24 protein-coding genes, 21 tRNA genes and 1 rRNA gene are annotated in these 22,381 nt (G+C 47.5%); 39 read left to right on the top strand and 7 right to left on the bottom strand.

Annotated elements, in window-relative coordinates; all coding sequences use genetic code 11:
• Window positions 1–25 precede the first annotated feature (25 nt).
• The 22 genes from rrf to GNE05_RS15475 all read left to right on the top strand — a co-directional run bounded on the left by rrf (window position 26) and on the right by GNE05_RS15475 (window position 2,062).
• Window positions 26–141 (top strand): 5S ribosomal RNA (rrf, locus tag GNE05_RS15580).
• 23 nt (window positions 142–164) lie between these two features.
• Window positions 165–240, top strand: a tRNA-Val gene (locus tag GNE05_RS15575).
• 29 nt (window positions 241–269) lie between these two features.
• Window positions 270–345: transfer RNA gene (locus tag GNE05_RS15570), tRNA-Thr, on the top strand.
• A gap of 37 nt (window positions 346–382) precedes the next feature.
• A tRNA-Lys gene (locus GNE05_RS15565) sits at window positions 383–458 on the top strand.
• A gap of 10 nt (window positions 459–468) precedes the next feature.
• A tRNA-Leu gene (locus GNE05_RS15560) sits at window positions 469–552 on the top strand.
• A 9-nt stretch (window positions 553–561) separates the two neighbouring features.
• A tRNA-Gly gene (locus GNE05_RS15555) sits at window positions 562–636 on the top strand.
• Between the two features lie 19 nt (window positions 637–655).
• Window positions 656–741, top strand: a tRNA-Leu gene (locus GNE05_RS15550).
• Between the two features lie 9 nt (window positions 742–750).
• Window positions 751–827 (top strand) — tRNA-Arg (locus tag GNE05_RS15545).
• A gap of 16 nt (window positions 828–843) precedes the next feature.
• A tRNA-Pro gene (locus GNE05_RS15540) sits at window positions 844–920 on the top strand.
• A gap of 4 nt (window positions 921–924) precedes the next feature.
• Window positions 925–997 (top strand) — tRNA-Ala (locus GNE05_RS15535).
• A 20-nt stretch (window positions 998–1,017) separates the two neighbouring features.
• Window positions 1,018–1,094, top strand: a tRNA-Met gene (locus GNE05_RS15530).
• A gap of 2 nt (window positions 1,095–1,096) precedes the next feature.
• A tRNA-Ile gene (locus GNE05_RS15525) sits at window positions 1,097–1,173 on the top strand.
• Between the two features lie 7 nt (window positions 1,174–1,180).
• A tRNA-Ser gene (locus tag GNE05_RS15520) sits at window positions 1,181–1,273 on the top strand.
• Window positions 1,274–1,292: 19 nt separating this feature from the next.
• Window positions 1,293–1,369: transfer RNA gene (locus GNE05_RS15515), tRNA-Met, on the top strand.
• Between the two features lie 6 nt (window positions 1,370–1,375).
• Window positions 1,376–1,452 (top strand) — tRNA-Asp (locus GNE05_RS15510).
• A 10-nt stretch (window positions 1,453–1,462) separates the two neighbouring features.
• A tRNA-Phe gene (locus GNE05_RS15505) sits at window positions 1,463–1,538 on the top strand.
• Window positions 1,539–1,558: 20 nt separating this feature from the next.
• Window positions 1,559–1,634, top strand: a tRNA-His gene (locus GNE05_RS15500).
• Between the two features lie 8 nt (window positions 1,635–1,642).
• Window positions 1,643–1,716, top strand: a tRNA-Gly gene (locus GNE05_RS15495).
• Between the two features lie 15 nt (window positions 1,717–1,731).
• A tRNA-Ile gene (locus GNE05_RS15490) sits at window positions 1,732–1,808 on the top strand.
• A 10-nt stretch (window positions 1,809–1,818) separates the two neighbouring features.
• Window positions 1,819–1,893, top strand: a tRNA-Asn gene (locus GNE05_RS15485).
• Between the two features lie 3 nt (window positions 1,894–1,896).
• Window positions 1,897–1,987 (top strand) — tRNA-Ser (locus tag GNE05_RS15480).
• Window positions 1,988–1,990: 3 nt separating this feature from the next.
• A tRNA-Glu gene (locus tag GNE05_RS15475) sits at window positions 1,991–2,062 on the top strand.
• A 34-nt stretch (window positions 2,063–2,096) separates the two neighbouring features.
• Here GNE05_RS15475 and GNE05_RS15470 read toward each other — a convergent pair.
• Together GNE05_RS15470 and GNE05_RS15465 are read right to left on the bottom strand one after the other, a co-directional pair.
• A complete protein-coding gene (locus tag GNE05_RS15470) occupies window positions 2,097–2,567 on the bottom strand; it encodes a TspO/MBR family protein (RefSeq protein ID WP_053284966.1) in 471 nt (156 codons plus the stop codon).
• A 157-nt stretch (window positions 2,568–2,724) separates the two neighbouring features.
• Window positions 2,725–3,444 carry a TraR/DksA C4-type zinc finger protein gene (locus GNE05_RS15465; protein WP_053284965.1) on the bottom strand — a complete coding sequence of 240 codons (720 nt, stop codon included), beginning with the start codon at window positions 3,442–3,444 and terminating at the stop codon, window positions 2,725–2,727.
• Between the two features lie 282 nt (window positions 3,445–3,726).
• Here GNE05_RS15465 and GNE05_RS15460 point away from each other — a divergent pair, with 282 nt between their 5' ends.
• The 10 genes from GNE05_RS15460 to GNE05_RS15415 all read left to right on the top strand — a co-directional run bounded on the left by GNE05_RS15460 (window position 3,727) and on the right by GNE05_RS15415 (window position 15,344).
• Window positions 3,727–5,142 (top strand): isochorismate synthase, encoded by a 1,416-nt coding sequence (locus GNE05_RS15460; protein WP_061862513.1) that lies wholly within the window; start codon window positions 3,727–3,729, stop codon window positions 5,140–5,142.
• Window positions 5,139–6,875 (top strand): 2-succinyl-5-enolpyruvyl-6-hydroxy-3-cyclohexene-1-carboxylic-acid synthase, encoded by a 1,737-nt coding sequence (menD, locus tag GNE05_RS15455; RefSeq protein WP_061862512.1) that lies wholly within the window; start codon window positions 5,139–5,141, stop codon window positions 6,873–6,875. Before GNE05_RS15460 ends, menD begins: the two co-directional genes overlap by 4 nt.
• Window positions 6,863–7,687 carry a 2-succinyl-6-hydroxy-2,4-cyclohexadiene-1-carboxylate synthase gene (gene menH / locus GNE05_RS15450; RefSeq protein WP_061862511.1) on the top strand — a complete coding sequence of 275 codons (825 nt, stop codon included), beginning with the start codon at window positions 6,863–6,865 and terminating at the stop codon, window positions 7,685–7,687. The genes menD and menH overlap by 13 nt, the downstream gene beginning before the upstream one ends.
• Window positions 7,688–7,745: 58 nt before the next feature.
• The gene (gene menB / locus GNE05_RS15445) at window positions 7,746–8,564 is read left to right on the top strand and encodes a 1,4-dihydroxy-2-naphthoyl-CoA synthase (RefSeq protein ID WP_003152221.1); all 819 of its coding nucleotides are present in this window, start codon (window positions 7,746–7,748) and stop codon (window positions 8,562–8,564) included.
• Between the two features lie 87 nt (window positions 8,565–8,651).
• On the top strand, window positions 8,652–10,115 hold the full coding sequence (locus GNE05_RS15440; RefSeq protein ID WP_061862510.1) for an o-succinylbenzoate--CoA ligase: 1,464 nt from the start codon (window positions 8,652–8,654) through the stop codon (window positions 10,113–10,115).
• Window positions 10,112–11,227 carry an o-succinylbenzoate synthase gene (gene menC, locus GNE05_RS15435; RefSeq protein ID WP_061862509.1) on the top strand — a complete coding sequence of 372 codons (1,116 nt, stop codon included), beginning with the start codon at window positions 10,112–10,114 and terminating at the stop codon, window positions 11,225–11,227. The genes GNE05_RS15440 and menC overlap by 4 nt, the downstream gene beginning before the upstream one ends.
• A 269-nt stretch (window positions 11,228–11,496) precedes the next feature.
• Window positions 11,497–12,414 carry a metal ABC transporter solute-binding protein, Zn/Mn family gene (locus GNE05_RS15430; RefSeq protein WP_061862508.1) on the top strand — a complete coding sequence of 306 codons (918 nt, stop codon included), beginning with the start codon at window positions 11,497–11,499 and terminating at the stop codon, window positions 12,412–12,414.
• A gap of 20 nt (window positions 12,415–12,434) precedes the next feature.
• Window positions 12,435–13,187, top strand: a complete 753-nt coding sequence (locus tag GNE05_RS15425; protein WP_014418707.1) for a metal ABC transporter ATP-binding protein — start codon at window positions 12,435–12,437, stop codon at window positions 13,185–13,187.
• Entirely contained in the window at window positions 13,187–14,473 is a 1,287-nt protein-coding gene (locus GNE05_RS15420; RefSeq protein ID WP_017418425.1) for a metal ABC transporter permease, read from the top strand. The genes GNE05_RS15425 and GNE05_RS15420 overlap by 1 nt, the downstream gene beginning before the upstream one ends.
• On the top strand, window positions 14,463–15,344 hold the full coding sequence (locus tag GNE05_RS15415) for a metal ABC transporter permease (protein WP_061862507.1): 882 nt from the start codon (window positions 14,463–14,465) through the stop codon (window positions 15,342–15,344). The genes GNE05_RS15420 and GNE05_RS15415 overlap by 11 nt, the downstream gene beginning before the upstream one ends.
• Before the next feature lie 15 nt (window positions 15,345–15,359).
• Here the strand turns inward: GNE05_RS15415 and GNE05_RS15410 are convergent, their stop codons facing one another.
• The 3 genes from GNE05_RS15410 to GNE05_RS15400 are packed head-to-tail and all read right to left on the bottom strand — an operon-like array spanning window position 15,360 to window position 17,970.
• Window positions 15,360–15,518 carry a DUF1540 domain-containing protein gene (locus GNE05_RS15410; RefSeq protein ID WP_007408842.1) on the bottom strand — a complete coding sequence of 53 codons (159 nt, stop codon included), beginning with the start codon at window positions 15,516–15,518 and terminating at the stop codon, window positions 15,360–15,362.
• 57 nt (window positions 15,519–15,575) lie between these two features.
• Window positions 15,576–16,616 (bottom strand): cytochrome d ubiquinol oxidase subunit II, encoded by a 1,041-nt coding sequence (locus GNE05_RS15405; protein WP_014418703.1) that lies wholly within the window; start codon window positions 16,614–16,616, stop codon window positions 15,576–15,578.
• A gap of 22 nt (window positions 16,617–16,638) precedes the next feature.
• Window positions 16,639–17,970 carry a cytochrome ubiquinol oxidase subunit I gene (locus GNE05_RS15400; protein ID WP_015418060.1) on the bottom strand — a complete coding sequence of 444 codons (1,332 nt, stop codon included), beginning with the start codon at window positions 17,968–17,970 and terminating at the stop codon, window positions 16,639–16,641.
• Between the two features lie 197 nt (window positions 17,971–18,167).
• Between GNE05_RS15400 and GNE05_RS15395 the strand changes: the two genes are divergently transcribed.
• Both GNE05_RS15395 and GNE05_RS15390 read left to right on the top strand, forming a co-directional pair.
• Window positions 18,168–18,416 carry a type B 50S ribosomal protein L31 gene (locus tag GNE05_RS15395; RefSeq protein WP_003152229.1) on the top strand — a complete coding sequence of 83 codons (249 nt, stop codon included), beginning with the start codon at window positions 18,168–18,170 and terminating at the stop codon, window positions 18,414–18,416.
• Between the two features lie 118 nt (window positions 18,417–18,534).
• On the top strand, window positions 18,535–19,104 hold the full coding sequence (locus GNE05_RS15390; RefSeq protein ID WP_003152233.1) for a beta-class carbonic anhydrase: 570 nt from the start codon (window positions 18,535–18,537) through the stop codon (window positions 19,102–19,104).
• On the opposite strand, the gene yidD is transcribed toward GNE05_RS15390, so the two are convergent.
• Entirely contained in the window at window positions 19,101–19,328 is a 228-nt protein-coding gene (gene yidD / locus GNE05_RS15385) for a membrane protein insertion efficiency factor YidD (protein WP_007408838.1), read from the bottom strand. The genes GNE05_RS15390 and yidD overlap by 4 nt on opposite strands.
• Window positions 19,329–19,452: 124 nt before the next feature.
• Between yidD and GNE05_RS15380 the strand changes: the two genes are divergently transcribed.
• The gene (locus tag GNE05_RS15380) at window positions 19,453–19,926 is read left to right on the top strand and encodes an S-ribosylhomocysteine lyase (RefSeq protein WP_003152237.1); all 474 of its coding nucleotides are present in this window, start codon (window positions 19,453–19,455) and stop codon (window positions 19,924–19,926) included.
• 114 nt (window positions 19,927–20,040) lie between these two features.
• On the top strand, window positions 20,041–20,484 hold the full coding sequence (locus GNE05_RS15375) for a FixH family protein (RefSeq protein ID WP_160182942.1): 444 nt from the start codon (window positions 20,041–20,043) through the stop codon (window positions 20,482–20,484).
• Here the strand turns inward: GNE05_RS15375 and ytzI are convergent.
• Complete coding sequence (gene ytzI, locus GNE05_RS15370; protein ID WP_007408836.1) at window positions 20,481–20,630, bottom strand: YtzI protein; 150 nt, start codon at window positions 20,628–20,630, stop codon at window positions 20,481–20,483. The genes GNE05_RS15375 and ytzI overlap by 4 nt on opposite strands.
• A 124-nt stretch (window positions 20,631–20,754) precedes the next feature.
• Between ytzI and GNE05_RS15365 the strand changes: the two genes are divergently transcribed.
• From GNE05_RS15365 to ytkD, 3 genes are all read left to right on the top strand, one after another.
• Complete coding sequence (locus tag GNE05_RS15365) at window positions 20,755–21,192, top strand: Dps family protein (RefSeq protein ID WP_007408835.1); 438 nt, start codon at window positions 20,755–20,757, stop codon at window positions 21,190–21,192.
• Between the two features lie 151 nt (window positions 21,193–21,343).
• Window positions 21,344–21,748, top strand: a complete 405-nt coding sequence (locus tag GNE05_RS15360) for a phage holin family protein (protein WP_007408834.1) — start codon at window positions 21,344–21,346, stop codon at window positions 21,746–21,748.
• A 132-nt stretch (window positions 21,749–21,880) separates the two neighbouring features.
• Window positions 21,881–22,360, top strand: a complete 480-nt coding sequence (ytkD, locus tag GNE05_RS15355; RefSeq protein ID WP_003152244.1) for an RNA deprotection pyrophosphohydrolase — start codon at window positions 21,881–21,883, stop codon at window positions 22,358–22,360.
• Window positions 22,361–22,381: the final 21 nt, after the last annotated feature.

Below are 22,381 nucleotides of genomic sequence, written 5' to 3'. Positions count from 1 at the left end.
AGTTTTGAGAGAACACTCTCAATGGTTTGGTGGCGATAGCGAAGAGGTCACACCCGTTCCCATGCCGAACACGGAAGTTAAGCTCTTCAGCGCCGATGGTAGTCGGGGGTTTCCCCCTGTGAGAGTAGGACGCCGCCAAGCCATTACACGTAAGTGTAATATATGGAGGATTAGCTCAGCTGGGAGAGCATCTGCCTTACAAGCAGAGGGTCGGCGGTTCGAGCCCGTCATCCTCCACCATTCCTATCATACATAAGTTGGCGTATTAAGCCGGTGTAGCTCAATTGGTAGAGCAACTGACTTGTAATCAGTAGGTTGGGGGTTCAAGTCCTCTTGCCGGCACCACCTTTATATGTTATACTATATAAGTCTCTTGTAATAAGAGCCATTAGCTCAGTTGGTAGAGCATCTGACTTTTAATCAGAGGGTCGAAGGTTCGAGTCCTTCATGGCTCACCATGTTTTTCTTGCGGATGTGGCGGAATTGGCAGACGCGCTAGAATCAGGCTCTAGTGTCTTTACAGACGTGGGGGTTCAAGTCCCTTCATCCGCATTGCCAAACGCGGAAGTAGTTCAGTGGTAGAACATCACCTTGCCAAGGTGGGGGTCGCGGGTTCGAATCCCGTCTTCCGCTCCAACTATACTATACCATCCATGCCGGGGTGGTGGAATTGGCAGACACACAGGACTTAAAATCCTGCGGTAGGTGACTACCGTGCCGGTTCAAGTCCGGCCCTCGGCACTTATTGTTGCGCCCGTAGCTCAATTGGATAGAGCGTTTGACTACGGATCAAAAGGTTAGGGGTTCGACTCCTCTCGGGCGCGCCATACATACTTTTGAAAACGGGAAGTAGCTCAGCTTGGTAGAGCACATGGTTTGGGACCATGGGGTCGCAGGTTCGAATCCTGTCTTCCCGACCATTTTGGGGCCTTAGCTCAGCTGGGAGAGCGCCTGCTTTGCACGCAGGAGGTCAGCGGTTCGATCCCGCTAGGCTCCACTTGATTTTAATTGTTTTTTGGCGGTGTAGCTCAGCTGGCTAGAGCGTACGGTTCATACCCGTGAGGTCGGGGGTTCGATCCCCTCCGCCGCTACCATTGGACCTTTAGCTCAGTTGGTTAGAGCAGACGGCTCATAACCGTCCGGTCGTAGGTTCGAGTCCTACAAGGTCCACCACTTATACGGAGGAATACCCAAGTCTGGCTGAAGGGATCGGTCTTGAAAACCGACAGGGGTGTCAAAGCCCGCGGGGGTTCGAATCCCTCTTCCTCCGCCATATCTAATTTAATTATCATCGCGGGGTGGAGCAGTTCGGTAGCTCGTCGGGCTCATAACCCGAAGGTCGCAGGTTCAAATCCTGCCCCCGCAACCAAAAAATGGTCCGGTAGTTCAGTTGGTTAGAATGCCTGCCTGTCACGCAGGAGGTCGCGGGTTCGAGTCCCGTCCGGACCGCCATTTATAAAAAGGCTCGGTAGCTCAGTTGGTAGAGCAACGGACTGAAAATCCGTGTGTCGGCGGTTCGATTCCGTCCCGAGCCACCATTTAATTTAATATTGTTTTGGCGGTTGTGGCGAAGTGGTTAACGCACCAGATTGTGGCTCTGGCACTCGTGGGTTCGATTCCCATCAATCGCCCCAAACAACATGCGGGTGTAGTTTAGTGGTAAAACCTCAGCCTTCCAAGCTGATGTCGTGGGTTCGATTCCCATCACCCGCTCCATTTTTATATTGTCATGGGCCTGTAGCTCAGCTGGTTAGAGCGCACGCCTGATAAGCGTGAGGTCGGTGGTTCGAGTCCACTCAGGCCCACCATGATGATTTTTCCACAGTAGCTCAGTGGTAGAGCTATCGGCTGTTAACCGATCGGTCGCAGGTTCGAATCCTGCCTGTGGAGCCATACGGAGAAGTACTCAAGTGGCTGAAGAGGCGCCCCTGCTAAGGGTGTAGGTCGTGTAAGCGGCGCGAGGGTTCAAATCCCTCCTTCTCCGCCATAAGGCCCGTTGGTCAAGCGGTTAAGACACCGCCCTTTCACGGCGGTAACACGGGTTCGAATCCCGTACGGGTCATTAAAAAACCTTGCATACTATGCAAGGTTTTTTATTATGCGTTCATAGCGTAAATGGTAAAAGACAGGTATGTGGCAAAAGCGCTCCATAATAAATAAGGAACCAGAAGCCAGGCTGAAGCTTTACTGTATTTACCGGCCATGAGCAACAGAATGAGTGTTGTCACCGCCACAAGCAGGCAATCGATAGATGCAGCAAGCAAATTTTTCTGTGTGAATTGAAAATAGCTGAATCCTTGATTCACGATATAATTGATGAGAAGCATCACCCAAAAAGCTTTGGATTCTTTACATGAAAACTTTGCGTATATCAAGGCTGCTGAGAGCGAAATAAGCGCAAACAAAACCGCCCATATGATGCCGATCACTGATCCGCTCGGCGTCCAGTCAGGTTTTTGCAGCGCGTCATACCATTCCCGGTCGATGGGAAAGAGAAACCCCGCTAAAGAAAACAAGACATATGTAATGATAAATACAATAATCGCACCAATATACTTCTTTTTCATTTGTTCCCTCCGCCATTCAATGTCAATACGTTAGTTCCCTTTTTTGGAAATATTAAACCTTTTAAAAGGTTTCATGCACCATTAAGTGTATGGGTTTTCAGTGTGAAAATGCAGCAAACCATTTATTTGTATTCAAAAACCCCGGCAGGCCGGGGTTTTAATCAGCATGAAGATCGCCAAAGGTCGTCATTATTCCTTCTTTGTCCAGTTCCTGTTCATATTTTTCGTGTGCTTTGCTTGGATACACGGAAATGTTTTTGCCGGTAATATCTGTCGCGATAAAGTTTTCATAATCCTCAGCATAGCCGATGTTTTCTTCTGAGTTCATTGTCATATCCCCATAGCTGAGCGGCGGATCCTCTAAATCCTGAGGCGTTTCTGAGTTTCCGTATTCCTCAACATCCTGATAAGCATCTTCACTATCGTAAGCCGCCCGAATTGATTCATCATCATCAAATTCAAACTGTCCGAACGGTGTTTCCTCTTCAATCGGCCTGTCTTTGGAAACGGCATCCTGAGAGGAATATTCCGCCAATGTCGTAGCCGTCGGCAGAGCTTCGAGCCTGTCATAAGGAATGTCCTTGCCGCTGACTTCACATGTGCCGTATGTGCCGTTTTCAATTTGTTTCAGAGAGTAATCAATGTCGCGAAGGTGCTCCCGTTCATGGTCGAGCAGAGCCAGGTCTTTTTCCCGCTCGTATAATTCGGTCGCCTGATCGCCGGGATGATTGTCATAGGAAGACAATTCGCCGGATGACTGATACGGGAATTCATCAGTTAACTGAAATTGATCATTTTCTTTAAAGCGGCTTAAAATATCATGTCTGGCTTCTTCCAATTCTTTTTTTAAGTGTGTGATCTGTTCGTTTGTAAGCACATCAATCCCTCGTTTCTATGTGATGCTTACTGTTAGTATGAACGCTTTTGCGCAGAAAAATGGTGGATAAAAATAGTCATTTTCCCATGAGGAAGTAAAAGGATACAGTGATTGCCGAGAGTGGGGAAAGAAAATTCAAGTTTGTTTCTTTATTCATTTGCGCAAAAAGGTTTATAATAAGAAATGCAGGCATTTTGTCGTGCTCAAATCTGTGTGTTTGACACAAAGTCATCACAGGTGTATTGTATTAAAAGCATTTAACGGATTATGGAGGAATGTCTCATGGTGACAACGGTGCAGCATACGTTCCGAGAGGAAGCAGATCATGCATTACATAAAGCCAAACAAGTCAACCATGCTGTCTTATTGAGCTATTCAAGACGTATTGCGTCTTTAGACCCTCTATCATTTTTCAAAGACGGAGCAAAAAAATATAAAGGCAAACGATTTTTTTGGTCAGAACCCGGTAGTGAATTAACAATAGTCGGTCTTGGCACAGAAGCGCTGTTCCAATCGAATGAAAAAAATGGAAAGCGTTATCACGACGTTTTTGAACAATGGGAGCGCTTTAAAAAGACGGCTTTTCATATTCATGAAGAAGAAGAGGCGGCGCATACCGCGGTCGGCCCTGTTTTATTCGGCGGCTTTTCATTTAATCCCGCTGAAGAGAGAGGAGACGAATGGAACGGGTTCGAAGAAGGACTGTTCTTTATTCCCTCACTCATGCTGACAAAGACGGCAGATGGTGATTATTTAACCGTCAATCAATGGGCGGCAGACGGTAATCAGGCAGAAGATACGCTGAAACGTCTGAAATCTTTTTCGGAAGCTTTTTCAGTTTCTTCAATCGAGTATGAAGAATATCCTGTTTTAACAAAAGCGGAAGAACTTGATGTGGAAAACTGGCTTGAAGCCATTAAAACAGCAACAAATGATATGAAAGCAAATCAATATGATAAAGTCGTGCTGGCAAGGGAAGTCGTTTTGTCATATGATGGGCCTATTCCGGCAGAGAGCGTTGTCCGTAAGCTTTTGACGGACCAAACGACAAGCTATGTTTTTGCGATTGAGCAGGGAGATAAATGCTTTGTCGGCGCTTCACCGGAACGGCTGATCAAAAAATCCGGCAAAGACGTTATGTCCACCTGTCTGGCAGGTTCAATTAAGCGCGGAGAAAATCAACAAGAAGATGAGCGTCTCGGCAAGGAATTGCTGCATGACGAAAAAAATCTCGCGGAACATGATTTTGTGGTTAAGATGATACACGATTCTTTCTTGTCGAGCTGCAGCGATGTGAAAAAGCCTGCAGGTCCGCAATTATATAAAACAAAAAGTGTTCAGCATCTATATACGCCGATCACAGGCCATCTTAAAACGTCCGCTTCGCTGTTTGATTTAATTGAAAAGCTGCATCCCACACCGGCATTGGGCGGAGCTCCCCAGCAGAAAGCTATTAAAGTTATCGCTGATATTGAACCGATGACACGCGGATGGTACGCGGCTCCGATCGGCTGGATGGACGGCAGGGAAAACGGAGAATTTGTCGTGGCTATCCGATCAGGGCTGATTGAAGGCAAAAGTGCGCGGCTTTTCGCAGGCTGCGGCATTGTTGAAGATTCAGATCCGCAATCAGAATATGAAGAAACACAAATTAAACTAAAGCCGATGATCTCTGCTTTAGGAGGTGAAAGGCTTTGACAAACCCGATTACACATTATATCGGAAGCTTTATTGATGAATTCGCTCTATCGGGTGTGACCGATGCAGTTGTTTGCCCGGGGTCGAGGTCAACTCCCTTGGCGGTTTTGGCGGCGGCCCATCCGGATATTCAAGTCCATATACAGATTGATGAACGATCCGCAGGTTTTTTCGCACTCGGTCTTGCAAAAGCCCGCCAGCGTCCGGTCATGCTGATTTGTACGTCAGGAACGGCAGCGGCTAACTTCTATCCGGCCGTGATTGAAGCTCATTATTCAAGAGTGCCGCTTATTGTCCTGACTGCTGACCGGCCTCATGAATTGAGGGAAGTGGGGGCGCCTCAGGCGATTAACCAGCATTTTCTGTTCGGTAACTTTGTTAAGTTTTTCACAGACTCGGCTCTGCCTGAAGAAAATCCTCAAATGCTGAGCTATATCAGAACATTGGCCGGCAGAGCCGTAAGTGAAGCCGGGAAGAGCCCGATGGGGCCGGTCCATATCAATGTGCCGCTCAGAGAGCCTTTGATGCCGGATTTATCAGCCGGACCTTTTGAAAGAATGAGAAAGGGGCGGCACGTCTCAGTCACAACAGGGATTCAGTCAGCTGATCAAGATTCTCTCTGTCATATTACAGAGCGTCTCGCGGGGACCGAAAGAGGTATGATCGTCTGCGGCGAAATTCACGGTGAAGCAGAAAAGCAGCAAATCATCGCGCTTGCCGAGATGCTTCAGTTCCCGATTTTGGCTGATCCGCTTTCAAACCTCCGAAACGGGGAGCATGATAAGACGCTGATTATTGATGCTTATGACTCGTTTTTAAAAGATGAAGAAATAAAAGAGGCGCTGCGCCCTGACGCTGTGATCCGCTTCGGTCCGATGCCGGTTTCCAAACCGCTCTTTTTATGGCTCAGAGATGATCCTGCCATTGAGCAGTTTATCGTCGATGAAGGCGGAGGATGGAGAGATCCCACCCAGGCCGGCGCGCATATGATTCATTGCCATCCGTCTGTGTTTTTGGAAGCGGTCCGTTCAGCTGAAACCGGAAAACGGCCGTCCGGATGGCTTGAGAAATGGCAATTTGTCAATGACCGGTTCCGGAGTCATTTACAGGCCGCGAGCATGGATGATTTATCATTTGAAGGAAATGTATATCGTCAGCTTCAGCACCTTGTCCCTGAAGGCAGTTCGATTTTTGTCGGCAACAGCATGCCGATTCGCGACGTGGATACGTTCTTTGAAAAACAAGATCGCTCCTTCCGTGTCTATGCCAACCGCGGCGCTAACGGCATTGACGGAGTTGTCTCCTCGGCTATGGGACTGTGTGAGGGTACAAAAGCTCCTGTCACGCTTGTAATTGGAGATTTATCGTTTTACCATGATTTAAACGGGCTGTTAGCGGCTAAAAAACTTGGAATTCCGCTTACGGTTATTTTAATAAACAATGATGGCGGCGGGATTTTCTCGTTTTTGCCGCAGGCATCTGATAAGACTCATTTTGAAGAACTGTTCGGTACGCCGACGGGTCTTGATTTCCGGCATGCCGCCGCACTGTACGGCGGGACGTATACTTGCCCTGAGACATGGGAAGCATTTAAGGATGCGTATCAGCCGCAGGCGGACAAGCCCGGACTTCATATAATCGAGCTGAAAACAGATCGGACATCAAGAGTTCAATTCCATCGCGATCTGCTGCAGGCCGCAGTGCGGGAAGTGAAAAAAGAATGGAAACTGTAACTGTTAGAACGGCCGACGGCGTATGCTATCGGGCTGCTGATAGCGGACACGAATCGTCTGAAGCTATTGTTTGTCTGCATGGATTTACGGGCAGCAAAGAATCATGGATGTTTTTACGCGGCATGTTTCCCGGCGAACGAATGGTGATGATTGACTGCCTGGGTCACGGGGAGACAGACGCGCCTGTGCAAGCGGCAAGGTACAGTGCGAGCCGGCAGGTTGCGGACCTTGCCGCCGTTTTTGATCAATTAAAACTTCACAAAGTGAAACTTATTGGTTATTCTATGGGGGGGAGACTTGCGTATTCCTTCGCACAGGCATTTCCGCATCGGGTGTCAGCGCTTGTTTTGGAAAGTACAACCCCGGGCCTGAGCACGCTTCAGGAACGCAAGAAGCGGATTCAGTCAGACCGGAAGCTTGCTGACTTTATATTGCGGGAAGGTATAACATCGTTTGTCGATTATTGGGAGAGCATTCCGTTGTTTGCCACGCAGCTTTCTCTGCCGGACAGCGTAAAGGCATCCATCCGTGCCGGCAGGCTGAAAAATAATCCGTCCGGACTTGCAGGCAGCCTGCTCGGAATGGGGACGGGCTCACAGCCTTCCTGGTGGGAGGCATTACACCGCATCAAGGCGCCCGTCCTGCTCATATGCGGTGAATGGGATGAAAAGTTTTGCGCTATTAATCAAAAGGTGCATAACCTGCTCCCATCAAGTAAAATAGAGGTTGTCAAACAGGCGGGGCACACGGTACATGTGGAACAGCCGCGAATTTTTGGTAAGATAGTAAGTGAGTTTTTATACGGCTTGTAAAGCATAAAGAAAATAGCTTTTCGGCCGGACTCAGGCAAAAATGAAGGAGGTCATATCAATGGCTGCAGAATGGAAAAGTGAACGTCAGTACGATGAAATCCTGTACGAGACGTATAACGGTATTGCAAAAATAACAATTAACCGCCCGGAGGTACATAACGCATTTACTCCTAAGACGGTATCAGAAATGATTGACGCGTTTGCTTGTGCGCGTGATGACTCCAATATTGGTGTCATCGTTCTTGCGGGAGCGGGAGATAAAGCATTCTGTTCAGGCGGAGACCAAAAAGTCCGCGGTCACGGCGGATATGTCGGAGATGATCAGATCCCGCGTCTGAATGTGCTTGATCTTCAGCGTTTGATCCGTGTTATTCCTAAACCGGTCGTAGCGATGGTATCAGGCTATGCCATCGGCGGAGGCCATGTGCTTCATATCGTCTGTGATTTAACGATTGCGGCCGATAACGCGATTTTCGGTCAAACCGGACCGAAAGTGGGAAGCTTTGACGCCGGTTACGGCTCAGGTTACCTGGCGCGTATCGTCGGACATAAGAAAGCCCGTGAAATCTGGTACCTGTGCCGTCAATACAACGCGCAGGAAGCGCTCGACATGGGGCTTGTCAATACGGTTGTCCCATTAGAGAAACTTGAAGAGGAAACAATTAAATGGTGTGAAGAAATGCTTGAGAAAAGCCCTACAGCCCTTCGTTTCCTTAAAGCGGCATTTAACGCAGATACAGACGGCCTCGCCGGAATTCAGCAATTTGCAGGAGATGCAACGCTTCTTTATTACACGACTGACGAAGCGAAAGAAGGCCGCGATTCCTTTAAAGAGAAACGCAGTCCCGATTTCGGTCAATTCCCTCGTTTTCCGTGATCAGATGACACTACGAAACAGCTTGAGCCGCTCTGGTCCAAGCTGTTTTCTTTTCAAAAAAAGTACTTTTACCTCGGAGATGATAACATGCTGACAGAACAGCCGAATTGGCTCATTCAAAGGGCTCAGCTGACACCAGAGAGAATCGCTCTCATATTTGAAAACAAACAGATGACATTCAGAGAATTATATCATGCTTCTAAACAAATGGCCGCGCGGCTGTCCAAATACTGCTCGCTTAAAAAAGGAGACCGTGCCGCGATTTTGCTTTCTAACAGACCGGAAATGGTTTATGCCGTTCATGCATGCTTCTTATTAGGGGCGGAAGTTGTGCTGTTGAATACGAAACTCTCAAAACAGGAACGGTTGTTTCAGCTCGAAGATTCACAGGCAAAGCTTTTATTAACGGAGGACGGCTTTTGCCGCGAAGAATATGAATCTGCGGTCGCCGCCGCAGATGTGGACGAGCTGCAGGCTGAAGAGGCGGGAGACATTGAACCTGAAGCTTATGTAACGCTTGATGATACGGCGACTCTTATGTATACGTCAGGAACAACGGGAAGGCCGAAGGGGGTGCAGCAGACTTTCGGTAATCATTATTCCAGCGCTGTATCGTCTGCGCTGAATCTGGGGGTCACGGAGCGGGACCGCTGGCTTATTGCGCTGCCGCTGTTTCATATCAGCGGTCTGTCTGCGCTGTTTAAGTCGGTCATTTACGGCATGCCTGTCGTGCTTCATCAAAAATTTTCTGTCACTGATGTGCTGGACAGCATCAGCTCCCATCAGGTCACGATCATTTCAGCGGTGCAGACCATGCTTTCGGGCCTGCTTGCGGAAACAGAACAATGTCCTGAATCACTGCGCTGCATTCTGCTTGGCGGGGGTCCGGCACCGCTGCCGCTCCTTGAAGAATGCCGCAGGAAACAATTTCCGGTATTCCAATCTTACGGCTTGACTGAAACCTGCTCGCAGATTGTCACGCTTTCTCCGGAATTCAGCATGGACAAGCTCGGCTCGGCCGGTAAACCGCTGTTTTCATGCGAAATTAGAATTGAAAAAGACGGAAACCCTTGTGCGCCGTTTGAACACGGTGAAATTACGGTGAAAGGCCCGAATGTAATGAAAGGGTATTACCATCGTGACGACGCAAACCAGGCCGCTTTTCATAATGGATGGTTTAAAACGGGCGATCTTGGCTATTTGGATGATGAAGGGTTTTTATACGTGCTGGACAGGCGGTCGGACCTCATTATTTCAGGCGGAGAGAACATCTACCCGGCAGAAGTGGAAGCGGCGCTGCTTGCCCATCCGGCTGTAGCGGAGGCCGGTGTTTCGGGAGCAGAAGATCCGAAGTGGGGGAAAGTGCCGCATGCTTTTCTCGTGCTGACTTCTTCTGTCAGTTCTGAGGAGCTGACCGCCTTTTGCCGTGAGCGGCTTGCAAAATATAAAATACCGGCTGCTTTTTTCGCGGTTGACGAGCTCCCGCGGAACGCGTCCAATAAACTGATGAGACATCGGCTGAATGAGCTTCGTAAAGGAGAATTGTCATGATTAAGATTGAAAAAATCACCCTTTATCATGTAAGTATGAGGCTGAAAAAACCGTTTAAAACAAGTATTGAAACGCTGCAGGACCGTAAATTTTTGATCGTGGAAGCGATCGATGAAACCGGGAGAACCGGCTGGGGGGAGGTATCGGCGTTTTCTTCTCCGTGGTATACAGAAGAAACGATTCAGACATGCGCGCATATGCTGAGAGATTTTTTCATCCCGAATGTCGTAGGCCGCGAGTTTTTCCATCCGTCAGAGGTGCCTGACAGTCTCGCGCGTTTCAAAGGAAACCGCATGGCAAAAGCGGGGCTGGAATCAGCCGTGTGGGATCTATATGCCAAGAAAAAAGGGATATCACTCGCAGAAGCCTTAGGGGGCAAAAGAGATAAAGTGCCCGCCGGCGTGGCGGTGGGTCTTGCTTCGGCTGATGAGATGCTTCGGGAAATTGAGCAATACGTAAAAGAAGGTTATCAACGTATAAAAATAAAAATTCAGCCCGGCCATGACGTTGATCTGGTCAGAGCCATCCGCAGCCGTTTTCCGAACGTACCGCTGATGGCGGATGCCAACTCGGCATATGAACTGAAAGACATCAGCAGGCTGAAAGAGTTGGATGAATTCCAGCTCATGATGATAGAACAGCCGCTTCAGGCAGATGATATTGTCGATCACCGCCACCTGCAGAAACACTTGAGAACCGCGGTATGCCTTGATGAAAGCATATGCTCATATGATGACGCAAGGCGGGCGATTGAGCTTGGGAGCTGTAAAATCATTAACATAAAACCGGCGCGTGTAGGAGGCCTGACAGAGGCTTTAAAAATACATGACTTATGCAGAGAGCATCACATGCCGGTTTGGTGCGGCGGAATGTTTGAAACCGGCATTTCGAGAGCGCAGACAGTCGCGCTTGCTTCGCTGCCGCAATTTACGATACCGGGTGATATTTCCTCATCAGACCGATACTGGGAGGAGGATATTATCACTCCCGACATCCGTATCGAAGAGGGGTTCATCTCTGTTCCGGACGGTCCCGGACTGGGTGTCGAAGTCAATCAGGAAATAATGAGAAAATACGTCACCCAAATGGACGTTTTTACGACAAACAACTGATAAAAAGACATTTCAGCGTGTTGAGCTGCCTGTAAGCTGCTGTTATATTGAAACTGTTCATCATCACCCCTTCCCCCGTTTGAACCGGCTGTATCAGCCGGTTTTTTTAATGAGCGGACACTTGACAAATGTGAGTGTGTGCGATAATTTTGCACAAAGGAAACTTTTTGTCCTGTATCAATCATTTGTTCTTAAATATAAAGAATTGTCATAAGACTGACATCAACATCACATTTAAAAGAGAACGGGACAAAGGAAAGGGGACGGATATGAAAAAAAGCAGTGTATTGGCGTCTGTGCTGATGGTTTGTTTTGCATTGTCTTCATGCAGCTCTGAATCTTCAGGCGGACAAAAAGGAAAGCTCACGATTACGGCTACCACTTCTCAGGTGGCTGACGCCGCTGAACATATCGGCGGAGACCATGTTGAAGTGACGTCACTGATGGGGCCGGGAGTCGACCCGCATCTTTATAAAGCATCACAAGGAGATACGAAAAAATTAACGGAGGCGGATGTTGTTTTATACAGCGGACTTCACTTAGAGGGGAAAATGGAGCATATGTTAACGAAAATCAGCAGGCAAAAGCCGTCCGCAGCAGTGGCTGAATCAATACCGAAGGAGAAATTGATTCCAGCGGGTGAGAATATGTATGATCCGCATGTATGGTTCAGCATTCCGTTATGGCTGTATGCCGTTGACGAAATCGAAGCGCAATTAAAAAAAGCAAAACCCGAATATGCAGACGACTTTACAAAAAACGCCCAAGAGTATAAAGAGAATTTGAAATCTTTAGATAAAAAATCGAGAGAAAAGATCGGGACAATTCCCGAAAAAAGCCGTGTACTAGTTACAGCACATGATGCCTTTGCGTATTTTGGCAAGGAATACGGATTTGAGGTCAGAGGACTTCAAGGGCTGAGCACGGACTCTGATTACGGACTGAAAGATGTTCAAAAGCTTGTCAGTCTGCTTGCGGATAAGGAAATTAAAGCTGTGTTTACGGAAAGCAGCGTATCGAAAAAGTCAATAAACGCGGTTGTTGAGGGCGCCAAAGAAAAAGGTCATGATGTTTCGGTCGGCGGCTGGCTGTATTCAGATGCCATGGGCGAAAAGGGGACAAAAGAGGGCACGTACGCCGGTATGTTCGCCCATAACATAGATACGATTGTCAGCTCATTAAAATAAACAGGAAGGGAGAGAATGACGTGTATCCTGTCAGCATTGAAAATGTGACGGTAGCCTATCACAAAAAACCGGTCCTGCAGAACGTCACCATGCAGGTGCCGGAAGGAAAACTGATCGGGATTATCGGGCCGAACGGAGCCGGAAAATCAACGTTGATAAAAGCTGTTTTAGGATTAACGCCAAGCGCCTCCGGAACGGTCTCTATTTATGGGAAATCATCAGAAAAGGAGCGGAAGAGGATCGGCTATGTTCCGCAGCGCGGTTCTGTGGATTGGGATTTTCCGACAAGCGCTCTGGATGTCGTTTTAATGGGAAGATATGGGCATATCGGCTGGTGCAGGCGTCCGAAAAAACGTGATATTGATTTTGCTGAAGCCTGTTTGGATAAGGTCGGTATGCTTGATTATGCCAAAAGGCAGATCAGCCAGCTTTCGGGAGGCCAGCAGCAGCGGGTTTTTCTGGCCCGGGCTTTATGTCAGGATGCGGATATATACTTTATGGATGAACCGTTTGTGGGAGTTGACGCCGCTACGGAGCGGGCGATTATCACGCTGTTGACGGAATTAAAACAAAAAGGAAAAACCGTGCTCGTCGTCCATCATGACCTGCAGACGGCAAAGGAGTATTTCGATTGGATGCTGCTGCTGAACATGAGAAAGATTGCTTTCGGACCGACTGAACACGTGTTTACAATCGAAAATTTACAAAAAACGTACGGAGGAAGGCTTGCATTTTTGAAAGATCACCTCCTGGCCGAAGGGGGAACGGGCTGATGGCGCTGCATCATATATGGCTTCAGCTTCAGGAACCGAATACCCAATGGGTGTTGGCGGGAACTTTGCTTCTCGGCATGGCAAGCGGCGTGCTGGGAAGCTTTGTGCTTCTCAGGAGGCAGAGTCTGATCGGCGACGCCATGGCTCATTCGGCTTTGCCCGGAGTATGTCTTGCGTTTCTCATTGCCGGAGAAAAGACGATGCTGTTCTTCTTGATCGGAGCGGCTGCCGCGGGGCTTGCTGGAACTTGGTGCATCCAGAACATCACGGAGCATTCAAAAACGAAGGAGGATTCTGCGATCGGCATCGTATTGTCCGTGTTTTTCGGGATCGGCATTATTCTTCTGACCTATATTCAAAGACTCGGTTCCGGAAGCCAGAGCGGGCTTGATTCTTTTTTATTCGGTCAGGCGGCGTCACTCGTTAAACAGGACATTGTCATCATCGGAGTCATTTCTGCCGTTCTGCTTTTATTGTGCGCCGTCTTTTTTAAGGAATTCAAATTGATCACATTTGATATGGCATTTGCGAAAGGGGCGGGACTGCCTGTCAGGTTTCTGAACGGACTGCTGGTTTTTTTAATTGTTTGTGCGGTTGTGATCGGGCTGCAGACGGTCGGTGTCATCTTAATGGCGGCCATGCTTATTACGCCGGCGATCGCCGCAAGGTATTGGACGGAGCGTTTAACGGTCATGATCGTGCTGTCCGGATTAATCGGCGGGTTATCCGGTGTGGCGGGAACGCTTTTAAGTACGACGACGGACGGTATGGCGACCGGGCCGTTAATTATTTTAAGCGCGGCTTCCGTTTTTCTGTTTTCTCTATTATTCGCTCCGGATCGCGGACTGGTGTCAAAGACGGTTAAACTTTTCCGGCTGAGAAAAAAGACCGCTTTTGAACAAACGCTCTCAGCTATTTACGAGATGAGTGAACAAACGAATGAAACCTCAGTCACCGGGCAGATGTTGAAAAAAGAATGGGAGCGCCCTATCAGGAAACTGGAGAAAAAGGGATACCTCAAGCGCAGCGGAGCCGAACAATGGCGGATGACGGAGGCAGGGCTGACGAAGGGATACGAAATTGTCTTATCACAGCGCATGTATGAAGTTTACCTCATGCATGAAACGGAACTGGCCGGTATAGAAACGGCCGCCAGGGACGAATTTCATCCGGATCTTCTGCCGAAAGAACTGAAAGAAAAGCTTTTGCAGCTTTTACGATTGCACGGGCGAATGCCGAATGAATCACTTCAAAAGGAGAAAGGAGGCGCTTACAATGAGTTATGAAGCGTGGATTATCGCAACGGGAATCTTAGTCGGCGTGAGCTGCGCGTTAATCGGCACTTTTCTTGTGCTGAGAAACATGGCGATGCTTGCTGACGCGATCAGCCACACGGTGCTGCTCGGAATTGTCGGCGCTTTCCTTGTGACGGGAGCCCTTAACGGAATTCCGATGTTTATCGGGGCTGCGGCATCCGGGCTGCTGACGGCTTTTTTCGTACAGTTTCTGCACAGTAAAGGCGTGCAGTCTGACGCGGCTATCGGTGTCGTTTTTACGTCCTTGTTTGCGGTCGGCGTCATTCTGCTGTCTGTATACGGCAAGCATGTACATCTTGATATAGAACATTCGCTTATGGGAGAAATTGCTTTCGTTCCGTGGAATACAGCTCAGCTGTTCGGCGCTGATATCGGCCCTAAAGCGTTTTGGATGATTTTATCTGTGCTTATCATCAATGTGCTGCTGATTGTCTGCTGCTATAAAGAATTTAAAATCGCCGCCTTTGACCCGGAAATGGCGATAGCCATCGGCATTCCTGTCCTGGTCATTCATTATGTGCAGATGGGTATGCTGTCGCTTACGACGGTTGCTTCTTTTGATTCAGTGGGAGCGGTTTTAGTCGTTGCGATGCTGATTGTACCGCCTGCAGCCGCCTATTTACTGACAAACCGCCTTTCTTCCATGCTTTTCATCAGCGCGGGTATCGGCGGGCTGTCAGCCGTATTGGGATATGGCGCCGCCACATGGCTCAACGTGTCAATTTCAGGTGCGATGGCTGCGATGACCGGCGTGTTTTTTCTGCTGGCCTTTCTGTTTTCTCCGGCTCAGGGGCTGATTTCAAAAAGGCTTGCGGCGCGGAAATTAAAAAGAGCTGTATAAAACAGCTCTTTTCTTTTATAAATCATGCGGTTTAAAGGTTTTGCAATCCGTTTCTTCACTTTTTTCAGCGGTTTCGCCTGTATGGCTGACCACATAAATAGCGTCGGCCGTGCATTTGTTTCCTCTGCCCCAATATGAACAGTTATTGACTTCACACAGAATTTTTTGGTCCATGCTGGCTCCCCTCCAAGATAAAAGGTACGCCATTAGTATGAGCCGCCCTGATTTCTGTTATTCCTCCTGGCGGATATAACGTCTGTCTTTCATAAAGAGCTTCCAGAAGAAATAAAACCCGGGAAACAAAATGATGAAAGCGACGATATACGTCATAAACAGCGCCCTGAAGGTTGCCGGCTCCGTAAATCCTGACATGACCGTAATATCCGGATAAATCATATAAGGAAGATGCGCCCGTCCGTATGCATAGCTTGCCAGAAAGTATTGAAGCGCAATGGCGATCATGGCGATTCTCGGTTTGCCGAGGTTGCGGCCGAAGCGCTTATTCGGCAAAAACAGAGCCACGCCGGCAATGATAAATGTAATGACAGACAGAATGAGCCATGTCTTGTCTTTCATCATCCCCGTATACAGCCAGCCGGCTTCAGAGCGTAATGTCAGCATAATGAAGAAGGCAAACAGAAGCGACAGCGGCCCTGTTAGTAAAGAGCTCCGTCTGTAGATGCGGTACGCATGCTCCTCTTCCGCAACATTTGAAAAATCGGCCAGAAGCAGTGAAGATAAAAATAAAGTGCTTAAAATGGCAAAGCCGATAAACGCATACGCATTAAGGCTTGTAAAGACATTTGCCAAATTCAGGTGATACACGCCGCCCGTCTTCTCAATAAATCCTCCGTGTGTGACCGGAAGGACCAAAATCAGCACAGCGGGAATAATGAAGCCCGAAATTCCGGAGATATATCTCATGATTTTTCTTTCCTTCGCAGTATTGGAGAAGACGAGAAAGCCGCTGCGGATGGCCAAAAGCAGCAAAATAATACTCCCCGGGATCAATAAAACGGTTCCCAGCACGAAGGTTGCCCCTGGAAAGAAGCTGAATAGGGCGACAACGATCGCGACGATAAAGACGTTGGTCACTTCCCATGTCGGGGACAAATAACGGTTGGCGATGTTTGTCGCCTTTGTTTGTTCTCTATTTAAATAAATCATCGACCAAAAGCCTGCTCCGAAGTCCATCGTTGCCATGACCGCGTAGATAAACACGAAGCCCCATACGATTGATATCGCAATGAGAGCATCCATGGTAATGTCCATTTCAATTCAGCCCTTTCTATTGTTAGGATTCCGCCGCTTTTACATCCTCCTCAACGGGATGTTTGCGGAAATAATAAAGCAGCACATAAATGACTGCGGCTGCCAAAATGGCGTAAACGACCGTAAACAGGATGAACAGCAAACCGATTGAACCGGTTGTCGTGACGACATCAGACGTTTTCAGGAGATGGTAAATCACCCATGGCTGCCGCCCCGTACAAGCGAATATCCACCCGAATTCAATTCCGATCAGACTGAGCGGTCCTGCGGTTAAAAATAAAATCAAAAGCCAAGTCGGAAAGCTGTCTTTCTTTAAAATTTTTCTCCAGACGATGCCGATGATTGAGTACAAAATGAGCAGCATCCCGATGCCGACCATTCCGTTAAAAAGTGTATGGATGAATAAAGGCGGCCACTCGTCTTTCGGAAACGCGTTCAATCCTTTGACGACGGTATCAAAGCTGTTTGCAGCCAAAAAGCTTAAAGCCCAGGGTACTTCTATCGCCCATTTTACTTTTTCTTCTTTTGCGTCAGTAAAACCCCCGATCGCAAGCGGAGCGTGTGATCTAGTTTCAAACAGCCCTTCTGCGCCCGCAAGCTTCTCAGGCTGGTATTCGTAAAGAAGCTGGGCTGACTCGTGACCGTTTAAAGAGGCAAGAATGGAAAAGATTCCGCCGATCGTTAAGGCGAGCAGCAGCGCTTTTCGGTGAAAGCGGTATACCTGCTCCTGTTTTCTCGTTCTCAGCATTTTATAAGCCGCAACTGACGCAACGATAAATGCACCGGTCATGAAAGCCGTCAGTACGACATGGCCCGCGGTGGTGAAAAAGCTTGGATTAAAAAACGCTGCCCAAGGTTCGACATCAGTGATTTTGCCGTTTAAAATTTTAAAGCCGGCCGGCGTTCCTTCAAATGCGTGAACATTTGTGATTAAGACGGCGGATGCCGCGGCGCCGATCAAAACGAAAATAACGGCAATGATGCGCATCGCCGGAGTCAGCCGGTCAGCGGCGTAGACATAAATGGACATAAACAGCGCTTCGATAAAGAAAGCATAAATTTCAATCTGAAACGGGAGTGACATCACCCTGCCGATGACTTCCATGAATCCGGGCCACAAAAGGGCAAGCTGTGTACCCGCGATCGTTCCGGTCGGTATCGCCACGCCGAGCAGAACAGCCTGCGCCTTCGTCCACCTTTTCGCCATAATGGCATAATGCGGATCTTTTGTTTTCTGATAAATCAATTCAGCCATTAAAATCATCAGAGGCAAGCCGACACCAAGCGTCGCAAAAATAATATGAAAGCCCATGGTTGTCCCGAACAGGCTTCTGGCTAACACTAAATCATCCACGATCATAAACCGCCTTTCTAAATTACCGTTTTATGTAATGTGGTTATATTATTTGCTGAAGCGATTAGATTATTCTTCTGATTCCATATATGTGCAGGGTTTAGAAACCAAGGGATCAGGGCATATATGATTGACAAGCGGTTATTTAAGGTTTAAAATAAAACGTAATCATTACGATTTGAGAAAGGGAGATCAGCATGAAAAAAGATATTCATCCGGATAACCATCAGGTGATTTTTCAAGATGTGAACAGCGGCTACCGCTTTTTAAGCCATTCTACGAAAACGTCAGAGGAAACGGCAGAGTGGGAAGACGGAAAAACATACCCGCTGATTAAAGTAGAAGTCAGCTCAGATACGCATCCGTTTTATACAGGCCGCCAAAAATTCAACGAAAAAGGCGGGAGAGTCGAACAGTTCAACAAAAAATACAATATGGGGAAATAAGACAAGCCCAATGGGGTTTGTCTTATTTATTGAGCACTTTGTCATCTCGTGCGGGGAGTGACGAATTGACCCGCCTTATGTTATATTGTGAATAAAAAAGCAGAAAGGAAACACCAAGATGAGTCTTCTAAACGATATCATGCAATTTAATGAGCAGTTCACTAAAAACAAAGATTATGAAAAATACCAAACATCTAAATTCCCGGATAAAAAGATGGCGATTTTGTCCTGTATGGACACGCGTCTTGTAGAATTGCTTCCGCATGCGATGAACATGCGAAACGGCGATGTGAAAATTATTAAAAGTGCCGGCGCGCTTGTCGCCCACCCGTTCGGAAGTATCATGCGCAGCCTTTTAGTGGCCGTATACGAATTAAACGCCGATGAAGTCTGCGTTATCGGCCACCATGATTGCGGCATGAGCAAAATCAACAGCGAGGATATGCTTGATAAAATTATCGACCGCGGTATTCCGAAAGAGCGGATTGACATGCTGAAGCACTCAGGAGTTGATCTTGATCAATGGCTGAAAAGCTTTGATTCAGTAGAAGCGAGTGTTACAGACAGCGTAAACGTCATTAAACACCATCCGCTATTCCCTGACAATGTGCCGGTGCACGGTCTGGTGATTGATCCTGAAACTGGTAAACTTGATCTGGTGATCGACGGCTACCAGCATATGGACTAATGTTTTTGTTTTTTGTCCGGTACGGGATCAACACCGCCCGGATGAAAAGGGTGGCACTTTAAAATCCGCTTCAGTGTCAGCCATCCGCCTTTTAATGCGCCGTGAGTCTTGACGGCTTCGATTCCGTACTGTGAACACGTCGGATAAAAGCGGCATGACGGGGGTGTCAGCGGAGAGATGAACTTCTGGTATCCGCGGATGAACGCAATCATTATGGTTTTCATCAAAAAACCACCTTTCTGATGCTAGTATAGAAAAAAAATTTCAGATTGAAAAGCTTCCGCCACAATTCTTATCGGAAAACTGTGTTATAATGGATGCATATTCTGAAAAAAAGGGAGTGCCATTATGCCTTCAGTAGAAAGTTTTGAGCTTGACCATAATGCGGTTGTGGCTCCGTATGTAAGACATTGCGGAGTGCATAAAGTCGGAACAGACGGCGTCGTGAATAAGTTTGACATTCGCTTCTGCCAGCCGAACAAACAGGCGATGAAGCCGGATACGATTCATACGCTTGAGCACTTGCTTGCGTTTACGATTCGCACACATTCTGAGAAATACGATCACTTCGACATCATAGATATCTCACCGATGGGCTGCCAGACAGGCTATTATCTTGTTGTCAGCGGCGAGCCGACAGCGGAAGAAATTGTAGACCTGCTTGACGCTACGCTGAAAGAAGCCATCGATATTACGGAGATTCCGGCGGCCAACGAAAAACAGTGCGGCCAGGCGAAACTTCATGATTTAGAAGGCGCGAAACGCCTGATGCGTTTCTGGCTGTCACAGGATAAAGAAGATTTGCTGAAAGTGTTCGGATAAAAAACAGGCCTTTTTGCTGACATGCAAAAAGGCTTTTTTACATATTTCTAAAAAATGTCACACCTTGTGTGTAAGCGTTTGCTAAAATAGAAGCAAACATAAAGGAGTGATGGGATGAAACGGGCTGTATTGGCAGGTATGTGCGGTATGGTATTTTTATTATCTTCCTGCGGGGGCAATTCGGACAAAACCTCCGCGGATGAGGAGCCTAAAGCGCTTGAGGTCAAGCTTACAGGACCGGAAACGGCAGCACCGCATGAAAAAGCGGAATACAAGGCGGAGGTTTTTTACGGCGGCAAGCGTGTCACGGATGCGGATGAAGTCATGTTTGAAGTATGGAAAGAAGGAAAAAAAGGCAGCAGCAAAACAAGCAAGGCCAAGGAGGAAAAAGGGGCGTATCACCTGCGGACTGAATTTGATGAAGAGGGTGTCTATACCGTTCAATCCCACGTAACGGCAAAACAGCAGCATAATATGCCGACTGTAAAAGTGCGTGTCGGGGGTGCTGAAGCTGCCGATGATTCCTCCGGCCATGAGGAACAGACGCATCATCATTAAGGATTTTTTTTATCCGTCAAGCCTTTTGATGCGTCCTCCGGCGGGTCAATCGTATGTTTTACATTATAAGCTCTTACAGTCGACCAGATGGATAAAAGCAGCACGGCGAGCACGATAAGAAAGCCGAAGCTCAGAAGAAGCAGCATGAAATCCCTCCTTTTTAACAAATCATAACATATTTTCCATCCGTAAAATCAAGGGCTAAAAATTTATGTTTTAACACACGATATATAGGGTATATCAATAGTAAACCAAAGGAGGAAGATAGGCATGTCAGAAAAACTATTGGATGCAGTCAATAAGCAAGTTGCAAACTGGACGGTCATGTATGTGAAATTACATAACTATCATTGGTACGTCAAAGGGAAGGACTTTTTCACATTGCATGAAAAGTTCGAGGAGCTGTATAACGAAACGGCTACATATATTGATGATCTGGCAGAACGTCTGCTGGCATTAAACGGCAAGCCGATCGGCACAATGACGGAATCATTGAAGACAGCGTCTGTAAAAGAAGCGGAAGGCAATGAGAGTGCAGAACAAATGGTACAGAACATTTATGATGATTTCACTGTCATTGCGGAAGAGCTGAAAAGCGGCATGGACCTCGCAGATGAGGTAGGAGACGAAACGACCGGTGATATGCTGCTTGCCATTCACCAGAATATCGAGAAACATAACTGGATGCTGAAAGCGTATTTAGGATAATCAACAAGGGAAGACCGGGGCTATAAAGCACTCGGTCTTTTATTTGGCTGCCGAAGAGAGGTGTTGTCCATTTTTCTGAAAAATCCAGTCTGTTCCATTCACTTTTCATAGAATAATGTAAGGCCGTTTCTGTGAAAGGATGTTGGATCAAGTGGGCAAAGACTTTGGCATCTTTTCGTTTTTTGCAGTGATCGTGTCGGCAGCGGGGTTTTTCTTCGGAGGTTTTCAGTATTCGTTTCTGATTTTGCTATCGGTCATGGCGATTGAGTTTATCAGTACAAGCTTAAAAGAATCTCTTTTGCAGCAGCTGAGCGCAAGAAAGCTTTTTGCGCGGCTGGTCAAAAAAATCGTGACCCTGGCATTAGTCTCAGTTTGCCATTTTTTTGACCAGCTGCTTCATACCGAAGGCGCCATCCGTAATTTGGCTATCATGTTTTATATCTTATACGAATCGGTTCAGATCGTGATTACGGCAAGCTCGCTGGGCATACCGGTTCCGCAGGTGCTCGTCGACCTATTGGATACCCTGAAAAATAAATTCAAGCGCAAACCGTAACATTTGCTTCAAAGGAGGCTATACTAGCGGGTATGATGGTTTTCCTCTGAATTTTTGATAAAGGGCTTCCGAACAAACGCAACTGTGGTATGATGTATGGAAGATATGAAGGAACGGATTAGAGGGATAAACATGTACGAGTTTAAAGACTATTATCAGAACACTGTTCAGCTCTCCTTTGAACACCAGCCTTTTTCAGACAGCCCGAAGCACGTATGGGTCATATGCCGATACGGAGATAAGTGGCTTTTGACTGAGCACGAAGACCGGGGGTTTGAATTTCCGGGCGGAAAAGTGGAGCCGATGGAATGTGCGGAGGAAGCGGCCCTGCGCGAGGTGAAAGAAGAAACCGGTGCCGCGGTAAGACATCTGAAGTACGTCGGACAGTATAAAGTTCTCGGCAGGGAAAAGGTAATCGTAAAGAATATTTATTTTGCCGATATTGAAAAGCTTGAAAAACAGGCTGATTATTTTGAAACAAAGGGGCCGGTGCTGTTCAGCGAACTGCCGGAGAATCTCCCGCGAAATAAAAAATTCAGTTTCATTATGAAAGATTCGGTGCTTCCGATCAGCCTGAAAAAGCTGAAAGAGGACGGCGTATTTCAATCATAAAAAACGAAGACCCGGCGCTTA

Origin of the sequence: Bacillus sp. AM1(2019) (assembly GCF_009906915.1) — a bacterium.
Classification (GTDB): domain Bacteria; phylum Bacillota; class Bacilli; order Bacillales; family Bacillaceae; genus Bacillus; species Bacillus velezensis.
The sequence above is the reverse complement of the archived record's forward strand: the minus strand, read 5'-3'. Positions and strand labels throughout refer to the sequence as shown.

Excerpts from the sequence above, each read along its gene's own strand:
- GNE05_RS15405 (WP_014418703.1), bottom strand. The coding sequence starts at position 16,616 with ATGGACATTACCATGGATGCTCTCATTGCGATATCAATCGTATGGGGC.
- menB (WP_003152221.1), top strand. The coding sequence starts at position 7,746 with ATGGCTGCAGAATGGAAAAGTGAACGTCAGTACGATGAAATCCTGTAC.
- GNE05_RS15440 (WP_061862510.1), top strand. The coding sequence starts at position 8,652 with ATGCTGACAGAACAGCCGAATTGGCTCATTCAAAGGGCTCAGCTGACA.
- yidD (WP_007408838.1), bottom strand. The coding sequence starts at position 19,328 with ATGAAAACCATAATGATTGCGTTCATCCGCGGATACCAGAAGTTCATC.
- GNE05_RS15365 (WP_007408835.1), top strand. The coding sequence starts at position 20,755 with ATGTCAGAAAAACTATTGGATGCAGTCAATAAGCAAGTTGCAAACTGG.
- GNE05_RS15415 (WP_061862507.1), top strand. The coding sequence starts at position 14,463 with ATGAGTTATGAAGCGTGGATTATCGCAACGGGAATCTTAGTCGGCGTG.
- GNE05_RS15460 (WP_061862513.1), top strand. The coding sequence starts at position 3,727 with ATGGTGACAACGGTGCAGCATACGTTCCGAGAGGAAGCAGATCATGCA.
- GNE05_RS15375 (WP_160182942.1), top strand. The coding sequence starts at position 20,041 with ATGAAACGGGCTGTATTGGCAGGTATGTGCGGTATGGTATTTTTATTA.
- GNE05_RS15420 (WP_017418425.1), top strand. The coding sequence starts at position 13,187 with ATGGCGCTGCATCATATATGGCTTCAGCTTCAGGAACCGAATACCCAA.
- menH (WP_061862511.1), top strand. The coding sequence starts at position 6,863 with ATGGAAACTGTAACTGTTAGAACGGCCGACGGCGTATGCTATCGGGCT.
- GNE05_RS15410 (WP_007408842.1), bottom strand. The coding sequence starts at position 15,518 with ATGGACCAAAAAATTCTGTGTGAAGTCAATAACTGTTCATATTGGGGC.
- ytzI (WP_007408836.1), bottom strand. The coding sequence starts at position 20,630 with ATGCTGCTTCTTCTGAGCTTCGGCTTTCTTATCGTGCTCGCCGTGCTG.
- GNE05_RS15390 (WP_003152233.1), top strand. The coding sequence starts at position 18,535 with ATGAGTCTTCTAAACGATATCATGCAATTTAATGAGCAGTTCACTAAA.
- GNE05_RS15395 (WP_003152229.1), top strand. The coding sequence starts at position 18,168 with ATGAAAAAAGATATTCATCCGGATAACCATCAGGTGATTTTTCAAGAT.
- GNE05_RS15380 (WP_003152237.1), top strand. The coding sequence starts at position 19,453 with ATGCCTTCAGTAGAAAGTTTTGAGCTTGACCATAATGCGGTTGTGGCT.
- GNE05_RS15470 (WP_053284966.1), bottom strand. The coding sequence starts at position 2,567 with ATGAAAAAGAAGTATATTGGTGCGATTATTGTATTTATCATTACATAT.
- ytkD (WP_003152244.1), top strand. The coding sequence starts at position 21,881 with ATGTACGAGTTTAAAGACTATTATCAGAACACTGTTCAGCTCTCCTTT.
- menC (WP_061862509.1), top strand. The coding sequence starts at position 10,112 with ATGATTAAGATTGAAAAAATCACCCTTTATCATGTAAGTATGAGGCTG.
- GNE05_RS15430 (WP_061862508.1), top strand. The coding sequence starts at position 11,497 with ATGAAAAAAAGCAGTGTATTGGCGTCTGTGCTGATGGTTTGTTTTGCA.